The 16,103-nt window shown below is 63.5% G+C and carries 15 protein-coding genes; 11 read left to right on the top strand and 4 right to left on the bottom strand.

The genetic code is table 11. The features are described 5' to 3' along the window. Window positions 1-78: 78 nt before the first annotated feature. Window positions 79-873 carry an IclR family transcriptional regulator gene (locus AC0969_RS06435; RefSeq protein WP_479623307.1) on the top strand — a complete coding sequence of 265 codons (795 nt, stop codon included), beginning with the start codon at window positions 79-81 and terminating at the stop codon, window positions 871-873. Here AC0969_RS06435 and AC0969_RS06430 read toward each other — a convergent pair. The 3 genes from AC0969_RS06430 to AC0969_RS06420 form a co-directional block, all read right to left on the bottom strand. Beyond that, a complete protein-coding gene (locus AC0969_RS06430) occupies window positions 857-1,909 on the bottom strand; it encodes a DUF3616 domain-containing protein (RefSeq protein ID WP_479623306.1) in 1,053 nt (350 codons plus the stop codon). The genes AC0969_RS06435 and AC0969_RS06430 overlap by 17 nt on opposite strands. 228 nt (window positions 1,910-2,137) lie before the next feature. Then, window positions 2,138-2,905, bottom strand: coding sequence for a hypothetical protein (locus AC0969_RS06425; RefSeq protein WP_479623305.1), 768 nt, complete (start codon window positions 2,903-2,905; stop codon window positions 2,138-2,140). 67 nt (window positions 2,906-2,972) lie between these two features. Further along, window positions 2,973-3,878: a LysR substrate-binding domain-containing protein gene (locus AC0969_RS06420; protein ID WP_479623304.1), complete on the bottom strand. Its 906-nt coding sequence runs from the start codon at window positions 3,876-3,878 to the stop codon at window positions 2,973-2,975. Window positions 3,879-4,125: 247 nt separating this feature from the next. Between AC0969_RS06420 and AC0969_RS06415 the strand changes: the two genes are divergently transcribed. From AC0969_RS06415 to AC0969_RS06380, 8 genes are all read left to right on the top strand, one after another. Then, the gene (locus AC0969_RS06415) at window positions 4,126-4,815 is read left to right on the top strand and encodes a substrate-binding domain-containing protein (protein ID WP_479623303.1); all 690 of its coding nucleotides are present in this window, start codon (window positions 4,126-4,128) and stop codon (window positions 4,813-4,815) included. A gap of 56 nt (window positions 4,816-4,871) precedes the next feature. Then, window positions 4,872-5,900 carry an amidohydrolase family protein gene (locus AC0969_RS06410; protein WP_479623359.1) on the top strand — a complete coding sequence of 343 codons (1,029 nt, stop codon included), beginning with the start codon at window positions 4,872-4,874 and terminating at the stop codon, window positions 5,898-5,900. A 23-nt stretch (window positions 5,901-5,923) separates the two neighbouring features. Continuing rightward, window positions 5,924-6,607 carry a 4-carboxy-4-hydroxy-2-oxoadipate aldolase/oxaloacetate decarboxylase gene (gene ligK, locus AC0969_RS06405; RefSeq protein ID WP_479623358.1) on the top strand — a complete coding sequence of 228 codons (684 nt, stop codon included), beginning with the start codon at window positions 5,924-5,926 and terminating at the stop codon, window positions 6,605-6,607. 89 nt (window positions 6,608-6,696) lie between these two features. Then, a complete protein-coding gene (locus tag AC0969_RS06400; RefSeq protein ID WP_479623302.1) occupies window positions 6,697-7,689 on the top strand; it encodes a Bug family tripartite tricarboxylate transporter substrate binding protein in 993 nt (330 codons plus the stop codon). 47 nt (window positions 7,690-7,736) lie between these two features. After that, window positions 7,737-8,642 (top strand): amidohydrolase family protein, encoded by a 906-nt coding sequence (locus AC0969_RS06395; RefSeq protein ID WP_479623301.1) that lies wholly within the window; start codon window positions 7,737-7,739, stop codon window positions 8,640-8,642. A gap of 2 nt (window positions 8,643-8,644) precedes the next feature. Continuing rightward, the gene (gene ligA / locus AC0969_RS06390) at window positions 8,645-9,085 is read left to right on the top strand and encodes a protocatechuate 4,5-dioxygenase subunit alpha (protein WP_479623300.1); all 441 of its coding nucleotides are present in this window, start codon (window positions 8,645-8,647) and stop codon (window positions 9,083-9,085) included. 1 nt (window position 9,086) lies between these two features. Further along, window positions 9,087-9,941 carry a class III extradiol dioxygenase subunit beta gene (locus tag AC0969_RS06385; RefSeq protein WP_479623299.1) on the top strand — a complete coding sequence of 285 codons (855 nt, stop codon included), beginning with the start codon at window positions 9,087-9,089 and terminating at the stop codon, window positions 9,939-9,941. Continuing rightward, window positions 9,942-10,904, top strand: a complete 963-nt coding sequence (locus AC0969_RS06380) for a Gfo/Idh/MocA family oxidoreductase (RefSeq protein ID WP_479623298.1) — start codon at window positions 9,942-9,944, stop codon at window positions 10,902-10,904. It begins immediately after the preceding gene. Here the strand turns inward: AC0969_RS06380 and AC0969_RS06375 are convergent, their stop codons facing one another. After that, window positions 10,905-11,573, bottom strand: coding sequence for a glutathione S-transferase (locus tag AC0969_RS06375; protein ID WP_479623297.1), 669 nt, complete (start codon window positions 11,571-11,573; stop codon window positions 10,905-10,907). A gap of 201 nt (window positions 11,574-11,774) precedes the next feature. On the opposite strand from AC0969_RS06375, the gene AC0969_RS06370 reads away from it, so the two are divergent. Further along, window positions 11,775-12,974 (top strand): efflux RND transporter periplasmic adaptor subunit, encoded by a 1,200-nt coding sequence (locus AC0969_RS06370; protein WP_479623296.1) that lies wholly within the window; start codon window positions 11,775-11,777, stop codon window positions 12,972-12,974. After that, window positions 12,971-16,054, top strand: a complete 3,084-nt coding sequence (locus tag AC0969_RS06365) for an efflux RND transporter permease subunit (RefSeq protein ID WP_479623295.1) — start codon at window positions 12,971-12,973, stop codon at window positions 16,052-16,054. The genes AC0969_RS06370 and AC0969_RS06365 overlap by 4 nt, the downstream gene beginning before the upstream one ends. The last annotated feature ends 49 nt before the right edge of the window (window positions 16,055-16,103 follow it).

Raw genomic sequence — 16,103 nt, 5'->3', positions numbered from 1 at the left:
TATGAACATTGCTGGTAATGTTAGGGCTGGAGACACATCCATGCGTTGGTACTTTCCCTTGAAAAATAAAATGCTGGTATGAAAAAAGAAGAACCCGCCACCGTGGCACCCGACGACCGCTACCGCGCCCCCGCTCTCGATAAAGGGCTAGACATTCTGGAGCTGCTGGCCAGCCAACCGCAGGGCCTGACCCGGGCCGAAATCGTCAAGGCGATGGACCGGGGCGCCAGCGAGATCTACCGCATGCTGGAGCGGCTGGTGGTGCGCCAGTACGTGGTGCGCTCGGTGTCGGGCGACCGCTACGCGCTGAGCCTGAAACTGTTTGCGCTGGCCCACATGCACCCGCCGTTGAACCGGCTGGTGGCCCAAGCGCTGCCGGTGATGGATGTGTTTGCCCAGCGGGCCGAGCAGTCGTGCCACATGGGCGTGTACGACCGGGGCAGTGTGCTGATTACTGCGCAGGTCAACGGCCCCAGTGCCTGGGGCATGTCCACCCGGCTGGGGGCGCGGGTGGGGCTGGTGGATTCGGCGTCAGGCCATGTGCTGCTGGCCTTCAGCGGTGCTGAGCAGGCCCAGCGCATGCGGGCCGAGCACACCGCGCTGGACGGCGAAGTGCCGATGGACAGCGCCGCGCTGGCCGCCGTGGTGGCCACCGTGCGCCAGCAGGGTTACTGGCAGGGCAGCAGCTTGCAGTCGTTTGGCGTGGTGGATATTTCGTACCCGATTCTGGGTGTGGACGGCAGCGCCCTGGCGGTGCTGACCTGTCCCTACATCCGCCGCATCGACCTGCATGCAGGGCCGACCGAGATGGATGCCCGTGCCCATTTGCAGCAGGCCGCGCAGGCTTTGTCGCTGCTTACTTCGGCACCGTAAACGCCAGCGGCCCGCCATCGCACATGCCGTCGGACAGCACCAGCACCTCGAAGCTGGTGGGGGTTTCTTTCAGCATGGTGATGGCTTCGGGCTTGGTTTCTTTGTCGCAATCGCCGAGCTTGACCTGGCGGAGGTCTAGCGATGCCAGCACTTTGGGGGTGACCGGGGTGGCGCTGGCTTGGCCGTCCCACCAGGCGATGGTCCAGCCCACGTTTTGCTGGGCTTGCACATCGTTGGGCCCGGCCAGCAGCAAAAAGCCGTTGGCCACCGCCTCCATGTCGCGGATGCCGCGCCCGGCACCCAGGTGCAGCGGTGTCACCGTGGCCTGCACCGCGCCAGCGGGGGTGAACAGGGCGGCGGCATCCACCGCCAGTACGGCACCCATGCTGCGCAGACCAAAGTACAAACGTCCGTCGCGCACCGCCACGCCTTCGATGTTGACCCCGGCATCCTCGCCCAAGCGGGCATTTTCTTGGGCAAAGGCTTGCAGCGCGGGCTGGGCCTGCATCACCGTCCATAGCCTGCCAGTATCGGCATAGCCCACCAGGGCCCCATTCGCATCAGGCAGTGCGCGGCCCGTGGCCGGGTCGCGCTGGAAGCGGATGACGTGGCGGCTGTGCGGGTTGCTTTCACCGCTTTTGCGCTTGGCCGAGTGCGAGCCGGTCACATAGAAGTAGCGGCCATCGGTGGCCGCCCCCTCGGCATCCAGCTCGCCGGTGTTGTCGCGCAGCAGCAGGGGGGCGGGTTCGGCTACCAGGGTGTTGTCTTGCAGCGTGGCCCAGCGGGCGTGCACACCTTCGTCAAACGCCAGCAGGCACACGCGCTGCTGCTGTGCGTTCAGGCTACAGGCGATGCCGCTGACCGATTGGCGGGTTTTAGTGGCCTGTTTTTTGCCTTGGTTGAACCCAAACCCGGCCTGGACAGACCACACACCGCCATGCGGCTGGATGCTGGGCGGTGCCGGTTGGGCATGCGCACTTGCCATGCCCAGGAGCAGGCTGGCGGCGATGCCAGAGAGTGGTGCGGAGGGCTGCATGCGGGGGACTCCCTAATAGATTTGCTATGAAAAAAGAAGCTGCTTGCGTAGGTGCTATATGCGCTAGACCCTATTTTTTTATAAATCCTTGTAACTACTCAGATCCAACGCAGCTTTGCGAAGAAGCCTTCCAGAAACACCGCAGAACTGGCTCCGCCAGGCTGCTGGTGTTGCCCCCTGCAAGGGGGTTGGCGAAAAGCGCTTGCGCTGTAGCCTGGGGGTGAGTAGTTATAAATCCTTCATGGCGTTGCGGGTGAGCTGCTCCAGCAGGTTGGTGCGGTACTTGCGCCAGGCATCGTCGGACAGGTAGCGCGGTGGCGGGGTGGTAGACGGTGCCTCGCTCTCGCGGCGGGGGCAGAGCCAGCCCATCGCCGGGCGCTCGCCCAGCATTTCTTCCAGCGACACGGCCTCCATGATAGAGATGGATTTGTCTTGCATCCCCATTTTGGCGATTTTGGCGAGCAAGGGCTGGAGGGATTGTTGTGCCGGATACCACTCCATCAGGTGCTCGGCTTTGCGGCGGTCGGTGCAGCGGTTGCCGTCCAGTACCAGCGCCAGCTTGGCGTGGAAGTAGAAGGTGACGGCCTCTTGTCCAAAGTCGCCTTCTTTGTCGCGCATTTGGCTCAGGTGCTGGGCGTAGACAAAGGAGTAACGGGCATCGGCGTTGCCCGACAGGATGCGCCAGCGCAGCCAACTGGCGTGGGCCAGGCGCTGCGGGGCATCGCGTGCCGAGGTGACTTCTTCCAGTGGGGCCTTGCCAATCAGCGGATCGGTTTGCTGGTCTAGCGCGCCCCAGATGGCCAGGGTGGCCGGATTGCTCTCTTGTGCCCATGCCGCCTGGGTGTGGGTGGCGGCTTCTTTCCAGTGGGGAATGGCCACCTGGTTTTTGATGCGTTGGATTTCGGCAAAACTGGCCGCCCCCGCGCTGGTGACAGCGCAGCCCAGGGCCAGGCACCACAGAATTGCTAACCGGGCGGAGAAGCGCTTTACAAACATGGGGTAGGTACGGCGGAGGGGTGAACGTGGAGAAGACCGGGCGGGATTATGCGGCGGGCAGCCCGCCTCAGCCCGACACCTTCGCTACCGTGCTGCGGATCAGCGCCAGCGTGGCCTGCTGGGTCAGGGTGGTGGGGCGCAGCGAGCTGGTGGCCAGGGCCACCTTGGTGCGTAGGGCGGGTTGGTGGATGGCGCGGGTGGTGAAGGCCGACGGCCGTATCGAGCTGGCCACGGCGTGGCGCGATAGCAGGGCGCATCCTGCGCCGTCGGCCACCAGGTCCAGGATGGCGGCCACGCCGTCGATCTCCAGCGCCACCAGCGGGCGGCAGCCGATGTTGGCCATCTCGGCCTCCACGTGCATGCGGATGGCGTTGGGGCGGCTGGGGATGATCAGCGGCAGCAGGGCCACGGCCTTGAGCGCTATCGGGGCGGGCGGCGGGTCTTCGGGCAGGCCGGGTGGGCGGGCCTGCACTAGCAGCAGCTCTTCTTCCATCAGCGGGCTGATGTCGGTGTCGGCGCTGCTCTGGACGTTGTAGAGCACCGCAATATCGAGCCGTCCAGACACCAGCGACTGCTGCAAATCTACCGACAGGCCCTCGCGGATGGACAGCGCCGCATCCGGCATCTGCTGGCGAAAGGCGCGGGTCAGCGGCACGGTAAGCACGCGCGCCAGGCTGCTGGGCAGGCCAATCGCCACCCGGCCGGCCAGCCCGCCGCGCACCCGGCCTAGCTCCTCAATGGCGCGTTCGACCTGGTGCAGGATGCCCCGGCCATGCTCTAGCAGCAGCTTGCCCGCCTCGGTAGGGGTCGCGCCCCGGCCATTACGCACCAGCAGGTTTTGGCGCAGCTCCACCTCCAGCAGGCGCACCTGGCGGCTTAGGGCGGGCTGGGCCATGTCTAGCGCCACTGCGGCACGGGTAAAGCTGCCCAGCTCGGCCACCCGTACGAAATATTCGATTTGTTTGAGATCCATATTTTTGGCTCACCCCCAGGCTACAGTGCTTCGCATCTTTCGCCACCCCCCTTGCTGGGGGCGATACCACTGGCCCGGCAAAGCCGGTTCCAGGGTACCTCTGGAAAGGCCACGTTATGGCTGAAACTGGCGGCTAAGTAGTTACCCTATATTAAATATATCAGTGCCCGCATTATGCCGAATTGCTATAACTGATAGTAGGCGTGCGGCCTTGGTTGTGGGCATGGCCGTGGCCACAATCGCTGCCATGACAACACCTATGACCGGAATTTCTTCGATGGCTACGCGCCTGTTGCTGGCGGAGTTGCTGGCGGACTACCAGCAGCGCACGGGCGTGCAGGTGGATATGGTGTCTGTCGGCGGGGTGGATGCCGCCCGCCGCGTGCAGGCCGGTGAGGCGTTTGACCTGGTGGTGCTGGCATCGGACGCCATCGACAAGCTGGTTGCCGCAGGCCATGTGCGGGCGGGCTCCAGGGTGGATCTGGTGCGCTCGGGCGTGGCCGTGGCGGTACGTGCCGGTGCGGCGCAGCCCGATATTTCCAGTGAAGAGGCGGTGCGCGCTGCCGTGCTGGCCGCCCGCAGTATCAGCTATTCCACCGGCCCCAGCGGCGTGGCGCTGGCCAAGCTGTTTGAGCGCTGGGGCATTGCCGCAGAGATACAGAGCCGCATTGTCCAGGCTCCACCCGGTGTGCCGGTGGGCGCGCTGGTGGCGCGGGGCGAGGTGGAACTGGGTTTTCAGCAACTCAGCGAACTGCTGCCGCTGGACGGCATTACCGTGCTGGGGCCGCTGCCACCGGCCATCCAGGTCACCACCATCTTTTCGGCTGCCGTATTGGCCAACAGCCAACAGCCGGAGGCCGTACGCGCCCTGCTGGACTACATGGCATCGCCCGACACGGCCAGCATGAAGCGCGCTCAGGGTATGGACCCTTTTTAAGAACTTGCCCGCAGATTAAATTTGAACCCAAGGAGACATTCGCCATGACACAACCCCTGATCATCGACTGCCACGGCCACTACACCACGGCCCCTAAGTCGCTGGAAAACTGGCGCAACCAGCAAATTAAAGGTATCCAGGACCCGGCCCTGATGCCCAAAGTGTCCGACCTGCACATCAGCGACGACGAGCTGATCGAAACCATAGAGTCCAACCAGTTGCGCCTGATGAAAGAGCGCGGCAGCGACCTGACCATCTTCAGTCCACGCGCCAGCTTCATGGCCCACCACATCGGCGACTTCAATGTGTCCAGCACCTGGGCGGCCATCTGCAACGAGCTGTGCTACCGCGTGGCGCAGTTGTTTCCGCAGCATTTCATCGGCGCAGCCATGCTGCCGCAAAGCCCCGGCGTGGACCCCGCTACCTGCATCCCCGAGCTGGAAAAGTGCGTCAAGGAATACGGCAATGTCGGCATCAACCTGAACCCCGATCCGAGCGGCGGCCACTGGACATCGCCGCCCTTGAGCGACAAGGCGTGGTATCCCATTTACGAGAAGATGGTGGAGTACGACATCCCCGCCATGATCCACGTGAGCACCAGCTGCAACGCCTGCTTCCACACCACCGGTGCGCATTATTTGAACGCCGACACCACGGCCTTCATGCAGTGCCTGACCAGCGATTTGTTTAAAGAATTCCCCACCCTGCGCTTTCTGATTCCGCACGGCGGCGGCGCAGTGCCCTACCACTGGGGGCGCTTTCGGGGTCTGGCGCAAGAGCTGAAGAAGCCGCTGCTGAGCGAGCATTTGCTGAACAACATCTACTTCGACACCTGCGTGTACCACCAGCCCGGCATTGACCTGCTGAACACCGTGATCCCGGTGAAAAACGTGCTGTTTGCCAGCGAGATGATCGGCGCGGTGCGCGGCATCGACCCCGAAACCGGCAACTACTACGACGACACCAAGCGCTATATCGAAGCCAGCAAAATTTTGAGCGACGCCGACCGCGCCCAGATTTATGAAGGTAACGCCCGCCGCGTTTTCCCCCGCCTGGATGCCGCCCTTAAGGCCCAAAATCGTTAACCGTCCAGGAGACCCCTATGAGCATGAACAACCTAGGCATCGTTAAACGCAACATCACCCGCGCCGACCCGGCCGCTGTAGAGCGCCTGTCCAAACTGGGCGTGGCCACCATCCACGAGGCGATGGGCCGTGTCGGCCTGATGAAGCCCTACATGCGCCCGGTCTACCAGGGCGCGCGCATCTGCGGAACGGCAGTCACCGTGCTGCTGCAACCCGGCGACAACTGGATGATGCACGTGGCCGCCGAGCAATTGCAGCCCGGCGACGTGGCCGTGGCGGCCTGCACCACCGACAACGAAGACGGCTTCTTCGGCGACCTGCTGGCCACCAGCTTCCAGGCACGCGGTGCCAAGGGCCTGGTCATCGACGGCGGCGTGCGCGATGTGGACGAGCTGCAAAAAATGGGTTTCCCGGTGTTCAGCAAAGCCATCCACGCCAAGGGCACGATCAAGGCCACGCTGGGTTCGGTCAACGTGCAGATCGTCTGCGCCGGTGCCATCGTCAACCCCGGTGACGTGGTGATCGCCGATGTAGATGGCATCGTCGTAGTGCCCGCCGCCATCGCCATGCAAGTGGCCGAAACGGCCGAACACCGCGAAAGCTTTGAAGGCGAAAAGCGCGCCAAGCTGGCAGCGGGCGTGCTGGGCTTGGACATGTACAAGATGCGTGAACCGCTGGAAAAAGCGGGTTTGAAATATATCGACTGATTTTTAAGAGAAATTGGCACCAAGCGCAGGTGCTATATGCGCAAGTAGCTATTATTTTGATAGTAAGTTAAACACCAGGAGACAACACCATGAAGATCACCCTACGCCGCTTCGGCATCACCCTCGGCTTGGCGGCTATTGCGGCTGCTTTGCCCGGCTTGGCCAGCGCCCAGGCGGTCAACTTTCCCACCAAGCCGGTGCGCATCATCACGCCGTTCCCGGTGGGTGGTGGCCCGGACGGCGTGGCCCGTTTGATCGCCGATAAGCTGTCCCGCACCTGGGGCCAGCCGGTGGTAGTGGAAAACCGCCCCGGCGGCAATGGCTTCATCGCCATCGACGCGTTCAAGCGCGGTGCCAAGGACGGGCACGACCTGATCCAGCTCGACTTTGTGCACATCACTGCCTACCAAAGCCTGTTCAAAAAGCTGCCCTATGACGCAGACAAAGACTTTGACACGCTGCTGCCGCTATTCAAAACCTACTTCTACTTCACCGTGGCCCAAGACAGCCCGTACAAGAAGATCGGCGACCTGATTGCCGATGCCAAGGCCCACCCCGGCAAGCTGAACTACGGCTCCTGGGCCATCGGCACACCGGTGCACCTGGGCGGCGAGCTGTTCGACACCGTGGCCGGTACCCAGATGCAGAACGTGATTTACAAAGAAACCACGCAGCTCTACACCGCCGTGGCCACCGGCGAGCTGTCGTACGCCCTGGGCACCAGCGCCACCGCAGGCCCCTTGCAGCGCGCGGGCAAACTCCGCTACCTGGCCGTGGCCGCGCCCAAGCGCCTGGCGGGCAACCCCGATGTGCCCACAGTTACCGAAGCCGGTGGCCCGGCCAACTTTGAAGTCAGCGGCTGGAACGCGATTGGCGTGCCCAAGGGCCTGCCGCCCGCCGTGGCCGAAAAGATTAAGCGCGATATCGAAAAAGCCCTTGCCGAGCCGGACGTGAAAGAGAAATACCTGTCGTTTGGCTACGAACCCTTTGTACAGACCCGCGAGCAGCTGGCGACCTACATCCAGGCCGAGACCAAGCGCTACGCCGAGATCATCAAGAAGGCAAACATCAGCCTGGACTGATGTCCTGACCCGCGCGGTGCGGGTGTACTTTTAACTTAGGAGCTTTCATGGACTTCACCAAAACCCCGGGCTGGATGGACTGGTACACCGGCCCGGCCAAGCCCCGCTTCCAGCTGCCGGCGGGCGCTGTGGACGCGCATTGCCACGTATTCGGCCCCGGTGCGGAGTTCCCGTTTGCCCCCGAGCGCAAGTACACCCCCTGCGATGCCTCCAAAGCCCAGCTGTTTGCCCTGCGCGACCACCTGGGATTTGCCAAGAACGTGGTGGTGCAGGCCACCTGCCACGGCTCGGACAACAGTGCGATGGTCGATGCGCTGAAAGCCTCCAACGGTTTGGCGCGCGGCGTGGCCACCATCAAGCGCAGCATCAGCGATGCCGAGATCCAGGCCATGCACGACGCCGGTGTGCGCGGCGTGCGCTTCAACTTCGTCAAGCGGCTGGTGGACTTCACCCCCAAAGACGAGCTGCTGGAAATCGCCACCCGCATCCATGCCTGGGGCTGGCATGTGGTGATCTACTTTGAAGCGGTGGATTTGCCCGAGCTGTGGGACTTCTTCACCGCGCTGCCCACCACCGTGGTGGTAGACCACATGGGCCGCCCCGACGTGTCGCTGCCGGTCGATGGCCCGCAGTTCGCGTTGTTTGAAAAATTCATGCGCGAGCACAGCAATGTGTGGAGCAAAGTCACCTGCCCCGAGCGCCTGAGCGTGACCGGCCCCAAGGCTTTGAACGGCGAGCAAAATGCCTACCTGGACGTGATCCCGTTTGCCAAACGCATCGTCGAACAGTTCCCCGACCGCGTGCTCTGGGGCACCGACTGGCCGCACCCCAACCTGAAAGACCACATGCCCGACGACGGCCTGCTGGTGGACTTCATCCCCCACATCGCGCCCACCGCCGAATTGCAGCAAAAACTGCTGGTCGATAACCCCAACCGCCTTTACTGGAGCTGAACGTGTCTTTAGAGAAACCTTATTTGGATGTGCCCGGCACCACCATTTTTGATGCCGAGCAAAGCCGCACCGGCTACCACCTGAACCAGTTTTGCATGTCGCTGATGAAGGCCGAGAACCGCGAAGCCTTCAAGGCCGACCAGCGCGCCTACCTCGACACCTGGCCCATGACCGAAGGCCAGAGGCTGGCTGTGCTCGACATGGACCTGAACCGCTGCATCGCCCAGGGCGGCAACATCTACTTTTTGGCCAAGATCGGTGCGACGCACGGCATGAGCTTCCAGCAAATGGCGGGCAGCATGACCGGCATGACCGAAGAGGAATACCGCAACATGATGGTGTCCGGTGGCCGTTCGGTCGAAGGCAACCGTGTTTTAGGCGAGCAGGGTGATGCCCAACCCCACCGCCAACCCCAAGGCTCTGGCAAGAAAGCAACGAACTGATATGGCCAAAATCACCGCCAGCGTTTACACCTCCCACGTCCCCGCCATCGGCGCGGCCATCGACCTGGGCAAGACCACCGAGCCGTACTGGCAGCCCCTGTTTGCCGGTTACGACTATTCCAAGCAGTGGATGAAGGACAACAAGCCCGACGTGATCTTCCTGGTCTTCAACGACCACGCCACCGCGTTCAGCCTGGACATGATCCCGACCTTCGCCATCGGCACCGCAGCCGAATACCAGCCCGCCGACGAAGGCTGGGGCCCGCGCCCGGTGCCCAAAGTGATGGGCCACCCCGAGCTGGCCGCGCACATCGCCCAGTCGGTGATCCAGCAAGACTTTGACCTGACCATCGTCAACAAGATGGACGTGGACCACGGCCTGACCGTGCCCCTGAGCCTGATGTGCGGCCAACCGGACGCCTGGCCCTGCCCGGTGATCCCGTTTGCCGTCAACGTGGTGCAGTACCCCGTGCCGTCGGGTCGCCGCTGCTTCGAGCTGGGCAAGGCCATCCGCAAAGCCATTGAGTCGTTTGACCAGCCCCTGAACGTGCAAATCTGGGGCACCGGCGGCATGAGCCACCAGTTGCAAGGCGCGCGTGCCGGGCTGATCAACAAAGAGTGGGACAACGCCTTCCTGGACCGCCTGATCGCCGACCCCGATGGCCTGGCCAGCGTGTCGCACATCGACTACGTGCGCGAAGCCGGTTCCGAAGGCATTGAGCTGGTGATGTGGCTGATCGCACGCGGTGCGATGGCCGATGTGGCCGGAGGCCCGGCCCCCACGCTTAAGCACCGCTTCTACCATGTACCCGCATCCAACACGGCCGTCGGCCATTTGATTATGGAGAACAACTAAATGGCTAAAACCATCAAAGTCGCCCTGGCGGGCGCAGGCGCTTTCGGCACCAAACACCTGGATGCGATCGCCCTGATCGACGGCGTGGAAGCCGTATCCGTCATTGGCCGCGACATGGAAAAAACCCGTGAAGTGGCCGATAAATACGGCATCAAGCACATCACCAACGACCTGGCCGAAAGCCTGGCCTTGCCCGAAGTGGACGCGGTGATTCTGTGCACCCCTACGCAAATCCACGCCGAGCAAACCTTGCAGTGCCTGCGTGCAGGCAAGCATGTGCAGGTGGAGATTCCGCTGGCTGACAGCCTGGCCGGTGCCGAAGAGGTGGCCGCTTTTGCGGCTACCTCGGGCCTGGTGGCCATGGTGGGCCACACCCGCCGCTTCAACCCCAGCCACCAGTACGTGCACCAGCAGATCCAGTCTGGTGCGTTCAACATCCAGCAAATGGATGTGCAGACCTACTTCTTCCGCCGCACCAACACCAACGCGCTGGGCCAAGCCCGCAGCTGGACCGACCACCTGCTGTGGCACCACGCAGCCCACACGGTGGACTTGTTTGCCTACCAGGCGGGCAGCCCCATCGTGCAGGCCAACGCCATCCAGGGCCCGATCCATCCGGCGCTGGGCATTGCGATGGACATGAGCATCCAGCTCAAGGCCGCTAATGGCGCTATCTGCACCTTGTCGTTGAGCTTCAACAACGACGGCCCGCTGGGTACCTACTTCCGCTACATCGGCGACACAGCCACCTACCTGGCCCGCTACGACGACCTGTTTACGGGCAAGGACGAGAAAATCGATGTGAGCCAGGTGGCGGTGTCGATGAACGGCATCGAGCTGCAAGACCGCGAATTCTTTGCCGCCATCCGCGAGGGCCGCGAGCCCAACAGCAGCGTCGCCAAGGTGCTGCCGTGCTACCGCGTGCTGCACCAGCTAGAGCAGCAGCTGAACGCGGCGGGCTGATTAGCCCAAGGTGTATGGCCCGCCCTGCGCCAGCGCCCGCTGGTAGGCCGGTCGGGCGTGGATGCGCGCCAGGTAGGCCATCAGATTGGGGCGTGATGCATCCAGTCCGCCCCGGGCGGCAGCGGCCTCCAGGGGGAAGCTCATCTGGATGTCGGCCCCGCTGAATTCTTCGCCCGCAAACCACAGGCTTTTACCCAACTCGGCCTCCATGAAGTCCAGGTGGGTGGTGATTTGCGGCAGGATGAAACTGGCTTTTACCTTGGCGCTGATGGCTTTGGCGATGGGTTTCACAAAGAAGGGCATGGGCGTGCGTTCGATCTTGTCAAACACCAGCTTCAGCAACAGCGGCGGCATGGCCGAGCCCTCGGCGTAGTGCAGCCAGTAGTGATACTGCAGCCGCTCGGGCGTGCCCAGGGCCGGGGCCAGGCGGCCTTGGCCGTAGTGCTCGATCAGCGTCTCCACAATCGCCCCCGACTCGGCCAGCACCTGGTCGCCATCGGTCACCACCGGCGACTTACCCAGCGGGTGCACGGCGCGCAGGCTGGGTGGGGCCAGCATGGTTTTTGCGTCGCGCTGGTAGCGGGTGATCTGGTAGGGCACGGCCAGTTCCTCCAGCAGCCACAGCACGCGCTGCGAGCGGGAATTGTTCAGGTGGTGGACAGTGATCATGGTGTATTGTTTACTCTCAAAAAAATAGCTGCTTGCGCAAGCAGAATAAGCGCTAGCGGCATAAAACATGCTTAAGTGCGGTGTGTGGACTTTGTCTTTACACAGCTTTTGCAATTCGTTGGCACGCTGTCACTTGGGGCGCAGGTGCTGGTTTTATGATGCGTTTCGAAACTTTATACCCAACCCCCACATAACAACACCATGAAGACAGCTCCCCTTGTTTTGAATTTTGCCTGCGGCCTGGTGGCCTTGGGGTTGTGGGGCTGCTCTGGCAAGTCCGACGTGGCCGCGCCTGCTGCGGGGGCATCTGCGGCATCTACGCCCGCAGGGGCGGCATCCGGTGCGGGTGCGCCGGTCAATGTCACCACCACCAAGGCCCAGCAGCGCGATATGCCGGTGCTGCTCAAGGCCACCGGCACGGTCACCGCCCTGACCAGTGTGGATGTGCGCGCCCAGGTAACCAGCGTGGTGGCCAAGGTGCATATCGAGGAGGGCCAGTTCGTCAAGGCCGGGCAGCTGCTGTTCAGCCTGGATAGCCGCACCGACGAGGCCAACGCCGCCAAGGCCCGCGCCCAGTTGGCCAAAGACAACGCTGCGCTGGCCGATGCGCAGCGCCAACTGGCCCGCAGCCAAGACCTGCTAGCCAAAAACTTCATTTCGCAAGGCGCACTGGACACCGCCCAGGCCGGGGTGGACGGCCTGGTGGCCACCATCGCCGCCGACCAGGCCGCCATTGATGCCAGCCGCGTGGCGCTGTCGTATGGCCGCATCACCGCCCCCAACACCGGGCGCGCCGGGCTGGTGCCGGTGTCTGCGGGCAGCGTGGTGCAGGCCAATGTGACTAACTTGGTCACCATCACCCAGCTCGATCCGATGGCAGTGGCCTACAGCCTGCCGCAGCGCAACCTAGGCGATGCCCTGGCGGCCCTCAAAGGCGGCGGCGCGGCGGTCACGGCCACGCTGGCCGACAATGGCGGCGTGTTTAAAGGGCGGCTGCAGTTTGTAGACAACCAGATCGATGCCAGCTCGGGTACGGTCAAGGCCAAGGCGGTGTTTGCCAACCCCGACGGCAAACTCTGGCCCGGCGCATTTGTGGAGGTGGCGCAAACCGTCAGCACGCTCAAAGACGCAGTTGTGGTGCCGCAGGCGGCGCTGATCCAGGGCGCACGCGGCACGGTGGTCTACACCGTGGAAGACGGCAAGGCTGTGTCCAAGCCGGTGCAACAGGTGTATGCCCAAGGGCTGGATGCGGCCGTCACCGGCATCCAGGCGGGCGATGTGGTGGTGCTAGACGGCAAGCAGAACCTGCGCCCCGGGGCACGGGTGGTAGAGCGGGCCCCCGGCCCGCAAAAGTCGGCCAGCGCCCCTGGCAGCGCAGCCTCGAAGTCGGCTGCACCATGAACTTCTCTGAACTCTTTATCCGCCGTCCGGTGATGACGGTGCTGCTGAACCTGGCCATCGTGCTGGCCGGGGTGATTGGCTTTCGCAGTATTCCGGTGGCGGCGCTGCCCAGTTACGACACGCCGGTGATCAACGTCTCGGCCAGCCTGGCCGGGGCCAGCCCCGAAACTATGGCTACCTCGGTGGCGCTGCCGTTGGAGAAGCAGTTCCAGACCGTGCCGGGGCTGAAAACCATCAGCTCCACCAGCACCTTGGGCAGCACCTCGCTGACGCTGGAATTCGACGAGGGCCGCAACATCGACGCGGCGGCAGTGGATGTGCAGGCCGCGCTGCTGCGGGCCCAGCGCTCCCTGCCCGACGACATGAGCAACCCGCCGTCGTACCGCAAGGTGAACCCGGCCGACGCGCCGATTTTGCTGGTGGCCATGACCTCGCCCTCGCTGGCCCCGGCCGACCTGCAAGACTTTGCCGAGCACCTGATCTCGCCCACCTTCTCGACCATCCAAGGCGTGGCCCAGGTGAATGTGTTTGGCGCCAAGCGTTTTGCCGTGCGGGTGCGGGTCAATCCGCAGGCCCTGGCGGCGCGCAATATCGGGCTGGACGAGCTCAGCAGCGCCCTCAAGTCCGCCAATGTCAACACCCCCGTGGGCACGCTGGACGGCCCCAACCAAACCCTGGTGCTGCAAGCCAACCGCCAACTCCAAGATGCCGCCGGTTTCGCCAACCTGATCGTCAGTACCAAGGGCGGCAACCCGGTGCGCTTGCGCGACGTGGCCACCGTGGAAGACAGCCTGGAAACCCTGAAAAGCTGGGCCACCCTGAACGGCGAGCCCTCCATCACTCTGGCCATACAGCGCCAGCCCGGTGCCAACACAGTGCAGGTGGTCGATAAGGTGCTGGCCGCCTTGCCCGGCTTGCAGGCGCAGATGCCGCAGTCGATCAAGATGACCCCGGTGAACGACCGCTCCAAGTCGGTGCGCGAAGCGCTGCACGACGTGTCCCTCACCCTGGTGGGTACGGTGGTGTTGGTGGTGTTGGTGATCTTTTTGTTCCTGCGCCGCTTTGTGGCCACGGTGATCCCGGCCTTGTCGCTGCCGGTATCGCTGGTGGGTGCGGTGGCCTTGCTGTGGGGCATGAACTACAGCCTGGACAACATCTCCCTGCTGGGCCTCACCTTGGCCGTGGGCCTGGTGGTGGACGACGCGATTGTGGTGCTGGAGGAAATCATCCGCCGCATCGAAAACGGCGAGCCACCGTTCCAGGCCGCGCTGCGCGGTTCGCGGGCGGTGGGCTTCACAATTGTGTCCATGTCTACCTCGCTGATTGCGGTGTTCATCCCGATCTTCTTCATGCCCGGTGTGATCGGCCTGCTGTTCCATGAATTTGCGGTGGTGGTGGGCTTGTCCATCGTGGTGTCGGCCTTTGTGTCGCTGACCCTGGTGCCCATGCTGGCCAGCCGCTTTTTGAGTGACGAAACCCACAAAAAGCCGCCGGGCCGCATCGTCCACTCTTTCGAGGTGGGGTTCGACAAATTTCTGGCCGGCTACACCCGTTGGCTGGATGCCGCGTTGCGCTACCGCAAGCTGGTGCTGCTGTTGGCGCTGGCCACGTTTGTGGCCACCATCTGGCTGGCCATCGTGATCCCCAAGGGCTTCTTCCCCGAAGAAGACATCGGCCAGATCCAGGTCACCACCGAGGCATCCGAAGACATCTCTTTCCCCGCTATGGTGGCGCTGCAAGAGCGTGCCGCCGCCATCGTGCGGGCGGACCCCAGTGTGCTTACCGTCAGCTCGTTCAACGGCGGCAATAACGCCCAGAACAGCGGCCGCATGTTCATCAACCTCAAACCGCAAAGCGAGCGGCCGAAGATGAAAGAGGTGGTGGAGGGCCTGCGCAAGAAGCTGCGTGGCGTGGCCGGTATCAACGTGTTCATGCGCCCGGTGCAAAACCTGCAACTCGGGGGCCGCCAGAGCAAGGCGCAGTACCAGTACATTTTGCAAAGCATCAAGGCCGATGAGCTCAACACCTGGGCCACCCAGTTGCAGGAGCAGTTGCGCGGCGACCCGTTGTTTCGAGATGTCACCAGCGATGCCCAGCTGCGCGGCCTGATCGCCCAGCTCAAGATCGACCGCGACGCCGCCAACACCCTGGGCGTGTCCATCGACAGCATCCGCACCGCGCTGTACAACGCGTTTGGCGAGCGCCAGGTGTCCACCATCTACCTGCCCACCGACAGCTACCAGGTAATCATGGAAGTGACCCCCGAGGCCAAGCAGGACGAGCGGGCCCTGGGCGGCATATACGTGCGCTCCAGCAACGGCACGCTGGTGCCTCTGAGCAGCTTTACCACCGTGACCCGCACGGTGGGGCCCACCTCGATCAACCACGTGGGCCAGTTGCAGGCGGTGACGGTGTCGTTCAACCTGGCCCCCGGCGCGGCCCTGGGCGCCGCCACCGCCCGCATCACCGAGGCCAGCCGGGCCATCAACCTGCCCAGCAGCATCATCACCAGCTACGGCGGCGACGCGGCGGTGTTCCAAAGTTCGCAGGGCAGCCAGATGGTGCTGGTGCTGGCGGCCTTGCTGGTCATCTACGTGCTGCTGGGTGTGCTGTACGAGAGCTACATCCACCCGCTGACCATCCTGGCCGGGCTGCCGTCGGCAGCGGTGGGCGCGCTGGCTACGCTGATGTTGTTTGGGCAAGATTTGACGCTGATCGCCACCATCGGCATCGTGCTGCTGATCGGCATCGTCAAAAAGAACGCCATCATGATGATCGACTTTGCGCTGGACGCGCAGCGCCACCAGGGCATGACCCCCGAGCAGGCCATCCGCGAGGCCTGCATCCTGCGCTTCCGCCCCATCATGATGACCACCTTGGCTGCACTGATGGGCGCGCTGCCCATCGCCCTGGGCCTGGGTGCCGGTGCCGAGCTGCGCCAGCCGTTGGGCCTGGCGGTGGTCGGCGGCATGGTGTTCTCGCAGGCCATCACGCTGTTCATCACCCCGGTGATCTACCTCACGCTGGAGCGCTTCAGCGGCACCGGCCCGGTGCTCACGCCCGAAGAAGCGGTTGTTTGATTTACTATTAAAAATATAGCTGCATGCGCATGTTTAATAAGCGCTAGAA

The organism is Rhodoferax sp. LB1P47, assembly GCF_056521445.1.
The sequence above is the reverse complement of the archived record's forward strand: the minus strand, read 5'-3'. Positions and strand labels throughout refer to the sequence as shown.

Coding starts and splice junctions, on each gene's coding strand:
- AC0969_RS06415 (WP_479623303.1), top strand. CDS start 4,126: ATGACAACACCTATGACCGGAATTTCTTCGATGGCTACGCGCCTGTTG.
- AC0969_RS06365 (WP_479623295.1), top strand. CDS start 12,971: ATGAACTTCTCTGAACTCTTTATCCGCCGTCCGGTGATGACGGTGCTG.
- AC0969_RS06370 (WP_479623296.1), top strand. CDS start 11,775: ATGAAGACAGCTCCCCTTGTTTTGAATTTTGCCTGCGGCCTGGTGGCC.
- AC0969_RS06435 (WP_479623307.1), top strand. CDS start 79: ATGAAAAAAGAAGAACCCGCCACCGTGGCACCCGACGACCGCTACCGC.
- AC0969_RS06400 (WP_479623302.1), top strand. CDS start 6,697: ATGAAGATCACCCTACGCCGCTTCGGCATCACCCTCGGCTTGGCGGCT.
- AC0969_RS06380 (WP_479623298.1), top strand. CDS start 9,942: ATGGCTAAAACCATCAAAGTCGCCCTGGCGGGCGCAGGCGCTTTCGGC.
- AC0969_RS06395 (WP_479623301.1), top strand. CDS start 7,737: ATGGACTTCACCAAAACCCCGGGCTGGATGGACTGGTACACCGGCCCG.
- AC0969_RS06375 (WP_479623297.1), bottom strand. CDS start 11,573: ATGATCACTGTCCACCACCTGAACAATTCCCGCTCGCAGCGCGTGCTG.
- AC0969_RS06425 (WP_479623305.1), bottom strand. CDS start 2,905: ATGTTTGTAAAGCGCTTCTCCGCCCGGTTAGCAATTCTGTGGTGCCTG.
- ligK (WP_479623358.1), top strand. CDS start 5,924: ATGAACAACCTAGGCATCGTTAAACGCAACATCACCCGCGCCGACCCG.
- AC0969_RS06385 (WP_479623299.1), top strand. CDS start 9,087: ATGGCCAAAATCACCGCCAGCGTTTACACCTCCCACGTCCCCGCCATC.
- AC0969_RS06420 (WP_479623304.1), bottom strand. CDS start 3,878: ATGGATCTCAAACAAATCGAATATTTCGTACGGGTGGCCGAGCTGGGC.
- AC0969_RS06430 (WP_479623306.1), bottom strand. CDS start 1,909: ATGCAGCCCTCCGCACCACTCTCTGGCATCGCCGCCAGCCTGCTCCTG.